Here is a 17,063-nt window from a genome sequence, read left to right on the forward strand (position 1 = left end):
TTTAATAAATTATTATTTACAATACATGTTTAGCGGCTCGATAAGACGATCGGACTAAAGCTCCACTTTCGACGTGTCGAAAACCAAGTTCTAAACCTATTTTTTCGTATTTTTGAAACTGTTCGGGGGTAATAAATTCCTTGACTGGCAAATGTTTTTTGCTTGGTTGCAAATACTGACCAATAGTAACAACATCCACCTTTACTGCTTTCAAATCGTGTAGAGTTTGTATGACTTCTTCTTCTGTTTCACCTAAGCCAAGCATAATACCCGATTTGGTTCTGGAAGCTCCATTATCTTTTAGATATTGTAATACAGCCATGCTTCTATCATATTTGGCTTGTATTCGAACTTCTCGGGTTAATCGTCTTACCGTTTCGATATTATGGGAAATGACTTCAGGTTTAGCGGCCAATAAGCGGTCTAAATGTTTTTCATTTCCTTGAAAATCAGGTATCAATGTTTCTAGCGTGGTGTTTGGGTTCATGCGTCTTACGGCTTTGATGGTTTCGTTCCAAATGATAGACCCGCCATCTTTCAAATCGTCTCTGTCCACGCTGGTAAGCACGGCATGTTTGATATTCATGATTTTGATAGATCGGGCTACTTTTTCTGGTTCGTCCCAATCTACCGTTTCTGGACGACCCGTTTTTACGCCACAAAAACCACAAGAGCGGGTACAAATATTGCCCAAAATCATAAATGTTGCTGTACCTTCGCCCCAACATTCGCCCATATTAGGACAACTCCCAGAGGTACAAATGGTGTTGAGTTTATATTGATCGACTAGGCCACGTAGTTCGGTATATTTTTTACCAATTGGTAGTTTTACTTTCAGCCATTTGGGTTTTCCGGCAGTGGTGTTTTCTAAAAGTGAGTCCATAAAATTAGTTTTATTGGGCAAATATACGTAAGTTTCAAACTATATTTTCAAAATCTTATTTACATTTTTTTATTTTTTTGGCAAATATTGAAATACTTTATTATTGTTAAAATTTAAATAATTTACTTTCAAAAAAATAATATAAAGCAAGTTCTTGAATCAGAAAAAGAAATCGTCTATGTTGGATTTCTTAAATAAATCTTAATTTATTGTTTGATTTTGGTTATTTTATTTTTTTTTGATATTTTTGTTTTATAAATAAGAATTTTAAAACTAAGCTTGTTGTAAATGGAAGTGGATTAAGTGATAGTTGGTTTGTTCCGAGGTAAGGTTTACATGAGGGATAGTAGTGGAAATCCTTTAGAAGCCCCCAAGCCTCCAAAAGTGGAGTGAATCTGGCATTTGAATGGGGTAATCAAAAAAGATTATTTCACAGTATTATATTTCTTTTGGGGTTCTAGGAACGATCTTTGAAACAGATAGCTCGAATCGTAGTTTACCGAAGGACACACCCAAATGATTAAGTGGAATAATTAATAATATTGTAAATTTTTAATTAAAGTTGAAAAATGAAAAAAATATATTTCATAATGGTTATTTTAACTGCTTGCTTTTGTCAGGCACAACAAAAAACAAAAAAATTTACTGTGGAATATCTAAATATGTCAGCTATTTCGATAACAAAAAACACCGAAGGCTATTTTTCTAATTATGGTTTTAATGAAAGCCGATCGATTACAAATGGTTTTGATGTAGGGATTAGTACTTTGCATGGTGCCAAGCTGTTTGGTTATGTGTCTGTTATGGCGGGCATTGGGGTAGATTGGAACATTAATAAAACTTTTTTGGCAACTCCTTTTATTGTTGATTTGCGGCTTTTTTCGAGCAAACGTACCGAAAACAGTGGCTTTGTGTATTTGCAAACAGGACACAACATCAAATGGAATGATACATTTAACGGAGATGGTGTAACAGCTAAAATGGGTATTGGAGGTATATTTCAGTATGATGGCAATACGGCTTATTATATTGAGTTGTATAAAAAATCAAGGCATATACATTTAGATGAACTACAAAACAGAGGTTTTTATAAGACTTTAGGATATGGAGTTTCGATAGGAGTTATTTTTTAGAATTTTAATTGTTTAATTTTTAAAAAAGTTGCATCTGACATTGAAAACAATAGATGATATGTATAATATAGGGATAAAATGTATGTGAAATAAGAATAAATAAGTTTTTTGATATAAAAATAAAAATAAATTATAAAAAACTTTTTTTAATTAAAATTAAATAATAATTTTACTCTAAATTAATAACAAATTATGAAAACTAAACAAAAAGTATTTCCGAATTATACAAGTAATTTATTTAATTTGGTTAAATTACTTGTAATCAAAAATCTTGCCAATAAAAACACAATAATATTTTAATTTAAAATCAATTTACTATGAAAAACTTTAAAATTATAACATTTATTTCATTTTTATTAATTCTTTTTTCTTGTGAAAAAGAGGAAAATATAAAAATACAAAATACTAATATTGATAATGTTTCTATAAAAGACGGAAGGTTATCCTTCCAAAGTATAGAGTCTTTACAGCGTGTCTATAAGGAATATGCAGATGCAACAGATGAAAAATTAGCTTCATACCTTCAACCTCTTTACAAAAAGGGATTTTACTCTTTAAGACCTATTGTAACTGAAAGTAATGAGAATTTTCTTTATTATCATTATACAAAAAACGATAGTACAATGAGGAAATCAAATCACAGAAGTCAAGAGGATGTGTTTGATTATTTAGATGATCTTGAGGATATAATTGGAGACGATACTTTTTCTGCTTTTTTAAATAACAATGCAGAAATATTAGTTGCTGATAAGATATATAAATATACAGATGTAGGTTTGTTTATATCAAATGAAGACAAGTATAATAATTTATTATCTTATTTAGATGAAAAAAATGTTTCTCAAAATATAATAGAAGAGACACCCTTAAATATTAAGACAAATTTATTTAATGAATTTCCTTCTGATGGAATAAACACTATTAATCCAGATATAAAATATTTTAAAGTTGCTCCAATGGATCCAGATACAGATGGAGGAGGATCTGGAGCACCATATACACCAACTCCAGGCTCTCCAGCCTCAACAGATCCAAGTTATAATGCCTTCCTAAATAACCTTGGAAGTTGTCAAATACAACACGGGTTATTTACAACATGGTTTGGAGAGAATGATGTTTGTATTGATAAATATGAAAGTAGAAGAAGGGTTAAAACAAAGGCTTTTAATTATAATTATTTAATTGTTTACCACATGGGGGTTAAATGTGTTCATCAATATAGAGGATGGACTGGTTTCTGGAGATTAGAAGCAACGGATGAAATTCGGTTAGTAGTTGAGGCAGCACAATTTGAATATGATTTAGACGCTCTTCTTGGTAATAATGCAATAAATAATTAAACAAGAGAGCAAATCTATTATATGAATAATCAAAAGGCTTATTTTGCAGGACCAAATACCATAACTTTTAACAATCAATGGGGATTACCAACCATTACCTATTATAACTTAAATAGTTTACCTGCAATTTTTCAGGATAATTTATCATTTGAATTTTTCGGAACAGGAATAGATTGGTTAGATAATCAAATTCAAAATGGTATCGATACAAATTTAGAGGCTTCAAATTTGAATCAACAATTTTATAGTACTTTATATTCTACATTAAGTTCTCAATTACAGAAAGCGTTCGGAAATAACACACAAGTACCACAAAATAGAACATTTGTTGCGAAATTTCCGCAAAATGGTAAAATGATATTTCAAAAATCAGTAGCATTAAAAGAATACAATGTAGGGTATTCAGAAAAAACTTTTGATTGGGGTGCAGAATTTAGTTTTAACGCATCAACTTCTGGAGATAGCGGATGGAGAATGTCAGGCGGAGCTGGAAATGTTTTAGTAAGGCCAAAGAATTTTAGAGTAAAAATAATTGGAGCAGCAAGACGTGGTGATGTTTGGCATGGAAGCAAATTCAATAATGGAATAAATTAAATCAAATGAAAAAAGTTGCTTTTGTTTGGTTCTTTCTTATGTCGTGTATCAGTCAGGCACAACAAAAAACAAAAAAATTTACTGTGGAATATCTAAATATGTCAGCTATTTCGATAACAAAAAACACCGAAGGCTATTTTTCTAATTATGGTTTTAATGAAAGCCGATCGATTACAAATGGTTTTGATGTAGGGATTAGTACTTTGCATGGTGCCAAGCTGTTTGGTTATGTGTCTGTTATGGCAGGCATTGGGGTAGATTGGAACATTAATAAAACTTTTTTGGCAACTCCTTTTATTGTTGATTTGCGGCTTTTTTCGAGCAAACGTACCGAAAACAGTGGCTTTGTGTATTTGCAAACAGGACACAACATCAAATGGAATGATACATTCAACGGAGATGGCGGCACTACAAAAGGTGGCATTGGAGGTATATTTCAGTATGATGGCAATACGGCTTATTATATTGAAGTATTTAAGAAAACGAGAAGTATTTTTTTGAATGGGCTACAAAACAGAGGGTTTTATGAGACTTTAGGATATGGAGTTTCGATAGGAGTTATTTTTTAGAATTTTAATTGTTTAATAAATAAAAAAAGTGTTGATGAAAAAAATGATTGGTTGTATGCTGGCAATATTGGCATTTCAAAAACAGAATGCCCAAAACACGGCAGTTGAAAAAGGGGTAATTAATGTTGAAACAGGAATTTTTGGAGCGTGGATCAGCCATGAAGCCAAGCTGGGGTCGGAGTTTGCTTTGCGAAGTGAGTTTGGATTAGATGCGGGTTTATTTGGCAATGCTTATTCGAACGGCACGGGTTATATTATGGTGCCTGTGCTAAAACTGGAGCCAAGATGGTATTATAATATTGACAAAAGAGGTCATGATTCTAAAAATACTTTGCATAATGCTGCCAATTTTTTGACGTTGTCTGTGCAGTACCATCCTGATTGGTTTGTTATTACAAACGGTAGCCAAACTGGGATTTACAATCAGGTGAATTTGATTCCCAAATGGGGTATTCGTCGCAACATTGGTAAGAGTAATTTTAACTATGAGGCTGGATTTGGTGTAGGATTACGTTATGTTTTTTTGAACGCTACCCAAAATAGTGCCATCAAATCGGAAACGGCAGTTGATGTTCATTTAAGAATTGGATATACTTTTAGGAATAAAAAATAAGTAAATAAAAAAAACCGTTATTCTACAAGAGTAACGGTTTTTTTATATTTTACAATATTGATAATCAAACTATTAAGGCAAAACCGTTACTTCGTTAATCAATCGAACGGGTTGGTTTGTGAATAATTTATAAGTCATTACTTTTAAAAAAGAATCTGTTTTTTGGTTTCCACATTCGTACCACCACAAAGATTGGTAGCGTTTGTTGTTTTTTTCCATAATGTTGCACCAAATTTTTTGTTGTCCTACTTGTTTTTCTTCAGATTTTATAATTTTATAACCATCTCCAGTCCAGCAAATTAACGGTTTGTGTATGGGTGTTTTGATGTAGATGAGCTTGTTGGGTGTGGCTATTTTAAATACCTCGTTGTTGATCCAAATGCCTTTTGAGATTGGGTATTGGGTATCTAAATTTGTAAGAATATTAGCTTTTGTTTCTATTTGTACGGCAAGGCTAGTGATGAAAAAAACTACAAGTACGATTACTATTGTCGTGATAGGAAAACGCATGGGTTGGAGGACAGGATGTTGTTTTTTTGGAACAAAAAACCGAATCAAATACAGCATGGGCAGTAATTGATAAATTACAAAACACAGCAAGCCAAGGGCATGATGGAGTGGATTATTGGTAGTGCAGTTTAATAAAAGTAACACTATGATTCTGAAATAGTTGGATATAATATTGAGTATAAAAGCCAACAAACAAAATGTTATAATGCTTGAACAATCGAACTGTTTTTGTAGTTTTTTTTCTTGAATAATTAACAAAAAAGAGGCTGCCAAAAAACCCATTTTGAACATAGACAATCCCATACAAGCCGTATCGACACTGACTTTTGTTTGATTGATAAAAAAATTGACTCCCTCGATACGCTGGATGTTTAGAAAATGTTTTAGAGATTCGTACACTATTTTGCATAAAAATTGTTTGATTTCGACGGTAAAATTTTCAAAAAAAGCATTAAATATGGTCGAAAACAACAATAAATTGATTAGGGCCACAAACGAAAATTGGCTTGTAATATAGTAATATACCAAACACAACAAGAGCATAAGTGCCAGCAAATGAAGGGCTTTTGTATGGAGTTTGAAAGCAATAAATTCTAAAATAGCCAAGCAAGGCAGCAGTAGATAAGCTATTTTGAAACTTGTTTTTTGACTGCCCCAAACAAAAAGCGTCATAGACAACAGGATTCCATAAAAATCGGTGTTAAAACATTTTTTTATAGTATAATAATTAATACATACTAATGTAAAAAGTAGTATTAAAGTTGCATTTTTGAAGTGTTTGGTATATGACAACATCATTAGTAAGTGGTTTGTTTGTTTTTATTATAATAGATTCCAAAAACGATAAACATGATACCCAAAAGAGCCCATTCGTGAGGTTCAGGAACGGCTCCATGGTTGTTTATAGAGGCGTTTCCGAGGGTGTTCACATTTTTTTCGATACCATTATTTTTATAATCTTCGTCGGTTTCAAGTACAATAAGCGAAGAAATGGGCGATACAATATTGGTTTCTTTTGCCAAATAAACATAACGATTTTGAAGGGTTGTATCTGCCTGAATGGCAACTTGTTCGTTCAAAATTTGATTAAAGGCAAAAAGTCTGTACAAATGGTCTGAGCCTGTTGTGGGAATTTTAGAATTTGTGGCTGTTTCTGAAATGGACATTTGAGCTGGCAAAACCGCAATGGCGTTGGGCTGCAAAGGATAATTTATAAAAGCCTTTTGAGCTACAAGCTTGACGGCATGTTGCAAATTGGTTTGTAAAACATCGGCATATTTTTGTTCTTTGATGGTTTGCCAAAATGGGTTCAAGTTGGAAGAAAATGCTACCACTTTCAGCCCTTTTTGCTTGGTTCTGTTTTTGATTTTTGAAAGGTATTTGGAGTCTGCCAACTCTTCAAAATTGGCCGAAAATGTATTCGATTTAGTAACAATCAAGCTGTTGTTTGAACAATCGTACAAAGGCAAAAGGCTGTAATTTAGGGTTTCAAATCGGGCAAAAATATTTTTGTAGTTTTGTTTGGTTATCGCTGTTTTTTCTTGGTTTAAAAACACAAAAAACTTTTTATCTTCTTGATTTACAAATTGTTCTATTTCATACAGTGTCCATTGTTGGTTCAAATCCAAAATGATTTCAGATGGTACAAAAGGGTAATGAACTGATTTGATAGGGGCTGTTTGATAGGATTTGTTTTTCCAATTGAAAGTGTGCGATTCAAAATTTTGTGCAACTGGGATTTCCAATTGCCAATCCTGAAGCCCTGTTCCTTCGTGGGTTAGGAAACCGTTTTGAAGTTCAAAATTTTTGGTGGCTTCAAATGAGCTGTTGTCTGTAATTTGAAGACGAGAAATGGTCGCTGCATGAGACAAGCTTGGCCCCTGAATTTTGATGTTTTGGTAGCGTACTTTTTGATTTTCAAAAGTAAGTGGGGTTGTAAAACCGCATTTGAAAGTTCGAGGCAAATCTTTGTTTATAGGAAAAACCCGCACAACAATACGATTTCCTTCTCTCCATTGCATCAACGAGGGGTCTCTATACTCTACTCCAACAATTTGATTATAAGCCTTTTGAGCTTTTTCTTTTGTAGTTAGCACTCCTTTACGCTCAACTCCATTTACCCACAACGATAGCGATGTGGCTACTGCTCCCTCGGGCAATTGAAATGAATAAATGCCTTCTTTATCAGACCACGAATGGTTTGTAGTGGCTACATCCAAAGTCAATTCGGTGTAAGCCAATCTTTCTGCAGGAAAAATTTTAATGTCTTCTTTTATGTTTTGGGTAATCAAGTCTTTGCCATCCCAAAGGTGCTCTTCTGTTTCCAATCTTTTATCAAAATTTGCTTTCAAAATAGCAATTCTATCCGAAATGGGCATTTCAATCGGAGTTGATAATAAATATCCTAAATTGACAATAGGGTTGTGTGTTTTTCGTTCGTTGTATTGTTTTGAATCAAAATCTCTAAATTCGTCTAGGTCGAAAAATTTTTCATAACCTATATACACAACGTCTTTTTTGAGCAAAATTTCGTTGAAAAAATTAGGCTTCAAATTTTGAGAAAGCTTGATATAATTAGGCAAATGGTCGTCTGTTTCAAATGTTTTGGTTACTTGAAATCCGTTCATTTTGAGGCTTTCGTTATTTAACTGATAAGCAAAAAAGGCAATCCCTATCATGATAGACAATAGACCCGAAACAAAATAAAGAGATTCTTGTTTGATTTGGTTGTAATTTTTACATAAAAAAACAATGTGATAGCCCATCACTATAAGTGGTACTAAGCCATAAAAACCCATGCCAAGCCCTAACATACCTATAAATGAAAATGGCAAAATTGGAATTAAATAGATGACATAATAAGCTATCAAAGCAAACGTAATGCCATTAAGTAAAAAAGCTAATTTACTCACAAAATTATTGTTTATTTTTACGTAAACAATAAAATTTGTAAAACAAAATAAGAATGTACACAAATAGACCCAAATAGGTAAATTTTCAAACACATTGATAAACATATTTGCCGAAAAACAACCAACAAACCAATTTAGAAATAAAAATGGGATAAGGTCGTTGTAAGTGTTGGTTTTCAGCACTTTGTAGGTGTAAAACACCCCAAATCCAAAAATAACGACCAGATTGATGAAACAAAGAGAGATTACTTTGTCATTGTCAAACGAGAGTCCAATTAGGGTAAAGAACAGTAAAAGCAGCGTAAAGGCTGAAACAGATAAGGCTATTTTTATATCTTTATGATCAAAAGAAAATAAACTTGAAAAAATTTTATTCATAAATAATTATAATTAATGGTTTTTTTATAAAATGATTTTACTTTTTTTAATTCTTGTTAAGGTCTTGCCGATGAGGCATTTTTGTAAGATGTTGGTATTTATGTCATGAGCCTTTTTATTTTAAAATGAATTTTTTGTTTGGTTTCATTTTTGGTTAAAATTGTTTTCATAGTTATTGATTTTTTAAAGTACTTTGAAATGCAAAGTTATTTAAAATTAATTATCAGCCAAATAAAAAAGCGTTTTTTTTATAAAAAATACAATAGCATTTGAATTGGAGTTCAAATAGCATTATTAAAATTTTAATATTAACAAAAAATCGAATAAATTTTAACAAACTATCAACAAAAAAGTTAAAAAACAGTTGTTTTGATAAATTATTATCAATAATAAAGATATTCTATTAAAAATTTTTTAATAGTATAACGTTTTCGTAAATTTGCCCCATAACATTTAAAAACATTAATTATGGCTTTTGATAATGAAATGAAACTTTATAACGAATACATTAACGAAATAGTAGAAAGAAAAGGTCAAGGTCTACATCCAAAACCAATTGATAGCGCTGACTTGTTGAGCGAAATTATCGAACAAATAAAAGATGTGAATAATCCTAATAGAAAAGATTGTTTGAACTTCTTTATTTACAATACATTGCCTGGTACCACTAGTGCAGCGGGTAAAAAAGCTTATTTTTTGAAAGATATTGTTCTTGGAAATGAATCTGTAAATGAAATTACTCCAGCTTTTGCCCTAGAATTATTGTCTCACATGAAAGGTGGAACATCAATTGAAGTATTACTTGATTTGGCATTAGGAAATGATGTGGCCATAGCAAAACAAGCTTCGGATGTGCTAAAAACACAAGTGTATTTGTATGATGCCGACACCGATAGATTGAAAGAAGCATACGCCAACGGAAATGCTACGGCTGCAGCTATTTTAGAAAGTTATGCCAAAGCGGAGTTTTTTACACAATTGCCTGAAGTGCCAGAAGAAATTAAAGTAGTTACTTTTATTGCTGGCGAAGGGGATATTTCTACCGATTTATTGTCTCCAGGAAATCAAGCACACTCTCGTTCTGACCGTGAATTGCACGGAAAATGTATGATTACGCCACAAGCACAAGAGGAAATTAAAGCACTTCAAGCACAACATCCTGATAAATCAGTCATGTTGATTGCTGAAAAAGGAACAATGGGTGTTGGTTCTTCAAGAATGTCTGGAGTTAATAACGTGGCATTATGGGCAGGTAAACAAGCAAGTCCTTATATTCCATTTGTAAATATTGCTCCTATTGTTGGAGGAACTAACGGAATTTCACCCATTTTCCTTACTACTGTTGATGTTACGGGTGGTATCGGAATTGATTTGAAAAACTGGGTTAAGAAAACAGATGCTAATGGAGAAGCCGTTCGTGATGATAATGGGGATGTTGTTTTAGAACAAGCCTATTCTGTTGCAACAGGTACCGTTTTGACCATTAATACCAAAACCAAAAAATTATATAATGGCGATCAAGAATTGGTTGATATTTCAAGATCTTTCACGCCACAAAAAATGGAATTTATCAAAGCAGGTGGTTCTTATGCTATTGTTTTTGGTAAAAAAATTCAAACTTTTGCTTGCAAAGTATTGGGAATTGATATTCCAGCAGTTTTTGCTCCGTCAAAAGAAGTTTCAAAAGAAGGACAAGGGCTTACTGCTGTTGAGAAAATTTTTAACAGAAATGCCGTTGGAAATACTCCGGGCAAAGTATTACATGCAGGTTCAGATGTTCGTGTAGAGGTTAATATCGTTGGTTCGCAAGATACCACTGGGTTGATGACTGCACAAGAATTAGAATCGATGGCAGCCAAAGTAATTTCGCCAATTGTAGATGGAGCTTACCAATCAGGTTGTCATACTGCTTCTGTTTGGGACAAAAAAGCACAAGCCAATATTCCTAAATTGATGCAATTTATGAATGACTTTGGTTTGATTACCGCTCGTGACCCTAAAGGGGTTTATCATTCCATGACAGACGTTATTCATAAAGTTTTGAACGATATTACTATTGACGATTGGGCTATCATTATTGGTGGTGATTCTCATACTAGAATGTCTAAAGGAGTTGCTTTTGGTGCGGATTCTGGTACGGTGGCTTTGGCTTTAGCAACAGGAGAAGCTTCAATGCCAATTCCTGAATCAGTAAAAGTTACTTTCAAAGGAACCATGAAAGAATACATGGATTTCCGTGATGTGGTTCATGCAACCCAAGCGCAAATGTTGCATCAATATGGTGGTGAAAATGTGTTCCAAGGTAGAATTATCGAAGTACATATCGGAACTTTAACTGCCGATCAAGCCTTTACATTCACAGACTGGTCTGCCGAGATGAAAGCTAAAGCATCTATCTGTATATCTGAAGACGATACTTTAATTGAATCTTTAGAGATTTCAAAAAGAAGAATTCAAATTATGATTGACAAAGGCATGGAAAACAACCAAAAAGTTCTTCAAGGTCTTATCAATAAAGCAAATAAAAGAATTGAAGAAATCAGAACGGGTGATAAACCAGCATTGAGACCAGATGCCAATGCTAAATATTATGCTGAAGTAGAAATAGACTTAGACATCATCAATGAGCCTATGATTGCAGATCCAGACGTCAATAATAAAGACGTTTCTAAAAGATATACACACGATACCATTAGACCACTTTCTTTCTATGGCGGAACTAAAACTGTAGATTTAGGTTTCATTGGTTCTTGTATGGTTCACAAAGGTGATATGAAAATATTGGCTCAAATGCTTAAAAACATTGAGAAACAAGAAGGTAAAGTGGCTTTTAAAGCCCCTCTAGTAGTTGCTCCACCAACTTACAATATTGTGGATGAATTGAAAGCAGAAGGTGACTGGGAAGTATTGCAAAAATATTCAGGTTTTGAATTTGATGACAATGCCCCAAAAGGAGCAGCACGTACAGAGTATGAAAATATGTTGTATTTAGAGCGTCCAGGTTGTAACCTTTGTATGGGTAACCAAGAAAAAGCAGCTAAAGGTGACACGGTAATGGCAACATCAACCCGTTTGTTCCAAGGACGTGTTGTAGAAGACTCTGCTGAGAAAAAAGGGGAATCATTATTATCTTCAACTCCAGTAGTGGTATTATCAACTGTTTTGGGAAGAACTCCAACCATTGAAGAATACAAAAAAGCAGTGGAAGGCATCAACTTAACCAAGTTTGCTCCATCGCATAAATTATTGGTTGATTAATACAATTGATAAATATTACAATAAAAAAAGCTTGAGTTAAACTCAAGCTTTTTTTTTAATAGATTATAGTGGAAAATTATACCAAATATATTTATAAAATAGTCCAAAGATGCGTAGTTATTTTTTAGAAAAAATTTTCAAAAAAAATCGTTGCATAGCTGGGCTACGGAACTATTTTTTTTGAATGATTTTAGCAAAAAAGAACAAGTAGATTGGACTATTTTATATGTATATTTGGTATTAATAAGCTCTTTCTACAATATTTTTGACTTTTTCCAAAGTGATGTTTTGACGTTCGCCCATAGCTACCCAGCCTCTCTGCTCAAAACGTTTTACGATAAAATCTGCTGTTTTCTCGTAATCTGTTGTGTTTTCAGAAAGCTTGATTTTCATACCCATCAATTGATAAAAGGCTTTCGTTTTTTCTATGGCTTCCAAGGCTACTTGCTCCGTAGTTCCTTCTAATCCAAACACTCGAGTGCCATATTGAGCTAATTTTTCTTTCTTGGTTTCAAACATTTCCAAATACAAATTAGGCCCAATAATAGCCAAAGTTCTTGCATGGTCTATGTCAAATAATGCGGTTAACTCATGTCCAATCATGTGTGTTGCCCAGTCAGATGGTACTCCTTTTTGCAACAAACCATTCAAAGCCATGGTACAGCACCACATATAATTTGAAGCCAAAGTATAATCAGAAGGATTTTGTACAATTTTTGGACCAATTTCAATGAGTGTTTGCAAAATACTTTCGGCAAAACGGTCTTGTAAAAAAGCATCGTGCTTGTATGTGATATATTGTTCCAATACATGAACAAAAGCATCAATAACCCCATTTTGCAATTGACGTTCTGGCAAAGAAGCTATAACTGTTGGGTCGCAAATGGAGAACTTAGGAAACATGGCAGCCCCTCCAAAATCCAATTTTTCATGTGTAGCTTCAATGGTAATTACTGCACCAGAGTTCATTTCGCTGCCCGTTGCCGGAAGCGTTAGTACCGTACCAAAAGGCATCACATTTGAACCTTGTTTAAAAATGATACGCTTTTTCAAAATATCCTCGGCAGGTCCTTCATAACAAGAGGCTGCCGACAAAAATTTGACACCATCTATTACACTACCCCCACCAACAGCCAAAATAAATTGAATTTTTTCGTTTTTTATCACCTCAACTGCCTTCATCAAGGTTTCAAATTTTGGATTAGGTTCCACCCCACCAAATTCCACTACCTCAACATCTTTTAGAGCATTTTTTACTTGGTCATAGACCCCATTTTTAAAAATACTGCCGCCGCCATACACCATCAATACCTTTTGATTAGGTGGTATTAAATCCTTCAATTTGGACATCTGCCCTTTTCCAAACACCAAATGGGTTGGATTAAATAATTCAAAATTATTCATAATATAATATTTATTAAATTTATAATATTAAAATCAAACTGTAGTCTATACCAAAACTCCATCAACGCTCACTTTAAATTCTTCGGCTATTGCATCTACCCAAAACCCGCCTCGTTCAAGTGCCTTTAAAATAATTTTCTTTCATATTTCCTTGCTCAATTCCAAATGTTTTTCCTTTTTCAAAACCTTTTGGAGTACCTCCTACTTTGCTCTATATAATAAGTTTTTACATATTTTATCCTCTATCCCAATACTTCACATGCTTGCAAAAGCTTTTAGTCTAAACGAGGTTTCGGTTAATATTGCTAGGGCTTCATTTACCCAACTTGCCAAAATCCCAACCTAAATCTTTGATTATCAACAGCTTTATTTTATCAATGGTACACTACATGAACTTTTTTTGATTTCAAATCATTTGCTGCATAAAACTTGGGCAATATTATAATACCAAATATACATATAAAATAGTCCAATCTATTGGTTCTTTTTTGCTAAAATCATTCAAAAAAAATAGTTCCGTAGCCCAGCTATGCAACGATTTTTTTTGAAAATTTTTTCTAAAAAATAACTACGCATCTTTGGACTATTTTATAAATATTTTTGGTATAAAAAAAAATTTCAATTCATATAGTGTTACGATTAAATTATTGTTTTGTAATAATATCGAAATACCGATGTACTGGGTTCAACCACATGATTGATGATGTTTAACAAATAAACGGGTTGCAAAATGGCATATTTCTGACCTTTGTTCAACTGTTTGACCTAGCTGTTGAGGCATTAAAAAGTAATCGCTGCTTGAAACTATTAGTCCAAAAAAATGGCGTTGTTACTCTAAATTGCCTTTGATTTTTGCAACGCACCTCGATAATAGAATTTGTAAATCCAACAATTTCAAGCACTTGCTCTCTTGAAATATACACTATGGACTCTATAGGTGCATTTATTGGCAACAAAACCTTCCAAAAACTAATGGTTAAATGCTTGTGTTTGCCAAATATTTTTTTGAATGTCAAATCCACTTTGGAGTCTAAATATTTCATTTTGATGTGTTTATTATAAAGAAATATCTTTAATACAAAGATACAAAAAATACATTCATATTAATTTATATAAAATATAATTTACAGAAAGAAAAATGAAAAGTTGTTTCAAAAATGTGTTCAAAAATATTTTTATAACAAATACTATTTGATATGTTATTTTTTTATATATTTGAAAATGAATTTTAAATAATAAAAAATGAATTTTAACATCAAAAACCTAAGCCACGATGTACTTTTAGATTTGTATAAAAAAATATTAAAACCACGGTTAATTGAAGAGAAAATGCTGATTTTGATCAGACAAGGCAAAGTATCGAAATGGTTTTCTGGAATAGGTCAAGAGGCTATTGCTGTTGGGGTAACTGCTGTTTTAGATAGTGATGAATACATTTTGCCTATGCATCGAAATTTAGGGGTTTTTACTACCCGAAATATTCCTTTGTACAGATTGTTTTCTCAATGGCAAGGCAAAGCCAATGGTTTTACAAAAGGTAGAGATCGCAGTTTTCATTTTGGTACACAACAGTATAATATTGTAGGAATGATTTCTCATCTTGGCCCACAGCTTGGGGTAGCAGATGGCATTGCATTAGCCAATCTGTTGATGGAAAATAAAAAAATAACTGCCGTTTTTACTGGCGAAGGTGCCACATCGGAAGGTGATTTTCATGAGGCTTTAAACATAGCTGCGGTGTGGAATTTGCCGGTAATGTTTATAATAGAAAACAATGGTTATGGACTGTCCACTCCTACAAATGAGCAATACAAATGTATGGATCTTGCCGATAAAGGCGTAGGTTATGGCATAGAAAGTCATATTATTGATGGTAATAATATTTTGGAAATTTACCACAAACTTACAGAGTTGAAAGCGGACATGCAAAAAAATCCTAAACCAGTATTGCTGGAATTTAAAACGTTTAGAATGCGTGGGCATGAAGAAGCCAGTGGTACCAAATATGTGCCTCAAGAGGAATTAGATTTTTGGGCCATGAAAGATCCTGTTGAAAATTATAGAAAATTTTTATTAGAAAATAATATTTTAACGTCTGAATTTGATGAAAAAATCAGACTCGAATTTAAAACAGAAATTGATGAGCATTTGCAAATTGCAAATCAGGAACCAGAAATAAAAGCATCGGTCGAAACAGAGTTACATGATGTATATAAACCCTTTGATTTTCAAGAAGTTGCCCCTAATGAAGCAACAGAAAAAATGCGATTTATAGATGCCATTTCTGATAGTTTGAAAGCATCGATGACAGTTTATCCAAATCTAATTTTGATGGGACAAGACATTGCAGAATATGGTGGGGCTTTTAAAATTACAGATGGTTTTGTTGCTTTATTTGGCAAAGAAAGGGTACGAAATACGCCCATTTGCGAAAGCGCTGTGGTGTCTGCTGCCATGGGTTTGAGTATCAACAAACACAAAGCCGTTGTGGAAATGCAATTTGCAGATTTTGTTTCAACGGGCTTCAATCCTGTGGTCAATTTGTTGGCAAAATCGCACTACCGATGGGGCGAAAATGCCGATGTAGTCATCAGAATGCCTTGTGGTGGCGGTACTCAAGCAGGCCCTTTTCATTCTCAAACCAATGAAGCTTGGTTTACTAAAACTCCAGGACTTAAAGTCGTGTATCCTGCATTTCCATTTGATGCAAAAGGATTGTTGAATACCGCAATTGCAGACCCAAATCCTGTAATGTTTTTTGAACATAAACAACTCTATCGAAGCATTCAGCAAGAGGTACCAACAAATTATTATACCCTCCCTTTGGGCAAAGCCGCTACTATCCGTACGGGCAACCAAATTTCTATTATTAGTTACGGTGCAGCCGTTCATTGGGCCTTGGCTTTTTTAGATGCAAACCCTCAAATACAAGCCGATTTAATAGATCTAAGAACCTTACAACCACTGGATTACGACACTGTTTTTGCCTCTGTTTGCAAAACAGGAAAAGCCATCATACTACACGAAGATACACTTTTTGGCGGTATTGCCAGCGATATTGCTGCTGCAATTATGGAAAATTGTTTCCAATATTTGGACGCTCCTGTTCAAAGAATTGGAAGTTTGGAAACGCCAATACCATTTACAAAAGCTTTAGAAGATCAGTATTTACCCAAAAATCGATTTGAAAAAGCCGTAGTCGATTTATTGAAATATTAATAAAAAAACCGCATCCAAAGATGCGGTTTTTTTGGGTTACTATCCTTAATCATTCAAAAGCAATTGAACTAGTACGTCAACTATTTTTTGGAATCATTTAACAAAAAAAACCAATAGATTGAGCTATTTTATATGCATATTTGGTATAAAACAGCCTATTAGATTAACATTTTTTTGGGCATTCCCACAAGGGTCGGGTTATCCGTCGCAAACAACGTTCATTGAACACCAAAAGAAATATCATATTGTG

General features: G+C 33.3%; 12 protein-coding genes. 7 read left to right on the forward strand and 5 right to left on the reverse strand.

Annotated elements, in window-relative coordinates:
• Positions 1-16: 16 nt before the first annotated feature.
• Positions 17-883, reverse strand: a complete 867-nt coding sequence (lipA, locus tag FBFL15_RS10855) for a lipoyl synthase (protein ID WP_014084634.1) — start codon at positions 881-883, stop codon at positions 17-19.
• A gap of 569 nt (positions 884-1,452) precedes the next feature.
• On the opposite strand from lipA, the gene FBFL15_RS10860 reads away from it, so the two are divergent.
• The 5 genes from FBFL15_RS10860 to FBFL15_RS10880 all read left to right on the forward strand — a co-directional run bounded on the left by FBFL15_RS10860 (position 1,453) and on the right by FBFL15_RS10880 (position 5,132).
• Positions 1,453-2,016, forward strand: coding sequence for a hypothetical protein (locus FBFL15_RS10860; RefSeq protein WP_014084635.1), 564 nt, complete (start codon positions 1,453-1,455; stop codon positions 2,014-2,016).
• Between the two features lie 317 nt (positions 2,017-2,333).
• A complete protein-coding gene (locus FBFL15_RS10865; protein ID WP_014084636.1) occupies positions 2,334-3,356 on the forward strand; it encodes a hypothetical protein in 1,023 nt (340 codons plus the stop codon).
• A 21-nt stretch (positions 3,357-3,377) separates the two neighbouring features.
• Positions 3,378-3,950, forward strand: a complete 573-nt coding sequence (locus tag FBFL15_RS10870; RefSeq protein ID WP_014084637.1) for a hypothetical protein — start codon at positions 3,378-3,380, stop codon at positions 3,948-3,950.
• 5 nt (positions 3,951-3,955) lie between these two features.
• Positions 3,956-4,519 carry a hypothetical protein gene (locus tag FBFL15_RS10875; RefSeq protein ID WP_014084638.1) on the forward strand — a complete coding sequence of 188 codons (564 nt, stop codon included), beginning with the start codon at positions 3,956-3,958 and terminating at the stop codon, positions 4,517-4,519.
• 34 nt (positions 4,520-4,553) lie between these two features.
• Positions 4,554-5,132: a hypothetical protein gene (locus tag FBFL15_RS10880; protein ID WP_014084639.1), complete on the forward strand. Its 579-nt coding sequence runs from the start codon at positions 4,554-4,556 to the stop codon at positions 5,130-5,132.
• Between the two features lie 72 nt (positions 5,133-5,204).
• Here the strand turns inward: FBFL15_RS10880 and xrtN are convergent, their stop codons facing one another.
• Together xrtN and FBFL15_RS10890 are read right to left on the reverse strand one after the other, a co-directional pair.
• Positions 5,205-6,440 carry an exosortase N gene (gene xrtN, locus FBFL15_RS10885; RefSeq protein ID WP_083839257.1) on the reverse strand — a complete coding sequence of 412 codons (1,236 nt, stop codon included), beginning with the start codon at positions 6,438-6,440 and terminating at the stop codon, positions 5,205-5,207.
• Positions 6,440-8,932: an XrtN system VIT domain-containing protein gene (locus FBFL15_RS10890; protein ID WP_014084641.1), complete on the reverse strand. Its 2,493-nt coding sequence runs from the start codon at positions 8,930-8,932 to the stop codon at positions 6,440-6,442. Before FBFL15_RS10890 ends, xrtN begins: the two co-directional genes overlap by 1 nt.
• A 486-nt stretch (positions 8,933-9,418) precedes the next feature.
• Here FBFL15_RS10890 and FBFL15_RS10895 point away from each other — a divergent pair, with 486 nt between their 5' ends.
• A complete protein-coding gene (locus FBFL15_RS10895; protein WP_044032547.1) occupies positions 9,419-12,190 on the forward strand; it encodes a bifunctional aconitate hydratase 2/2-methylisocitrate dehydratase in 2,772 nt (923 codons plus the stop codon).
• A gap of 240 nt (positions 12,191-12,430) precedes the next feature.
• Here the strand turns inward: FBFL15_RS10895 and FBFL15_RS10900 are convergent, their stop codons facing one another.
• Positions 12,431-13,594: an iron-containing alcohol dehydrogenase gene (locus FBFL15_RS10900; RefSeq protein ID WP_014084643.1), complete on the reverse strand. Its 1,164-nt coding sequence runs from the start codon at positions 13,592-13,594 to the stop codon at positions 12,431-12,433.
• A gap of 752 nt (positions 13,595-14,346) precedes the next feature.
• A complete protein-coding gene (locus FBFL15_RS10905) occupies positions 14,347-14,637 on the reverse strand; it encodes a PD-(D/E)XK nuclease family transposase (protein WP_044032267.1) in 291 nt (96 codons plus the stop codon).
• A gap of 199 nt (positions 14,638-14,836) precedes the next feature.
• On the opposite strand from FBFL15_RS10905, the gene FBFL15_RS10910 reads away from it, so the two are divergent.
• The gene (locus FBFL15_RS10910; protein WP_014084644.1) at positions 14,837-16,813 is read left to right on the forward strand and encodes an alpha-ketoacid dehydrogenase subunit alpha/beta; all 1,977 of its coding nucleotides are present in this window, start codon (positions 14,837-14,839) and stop codon (positions 16,811-16,813) included.
• Positions 16,814-17,063: the final 250 nt, after the last annotated feature.

The organism is Flavobacterium branchiophilum FL-15 (assembly GCF_000253275.1).
GTDB lineage: Bacteria > Bacteroidota > Bacteroidia > Flavobacteriales > Flavobacteriaceae > Flavobacterium > Flavobacterium branchiophilum.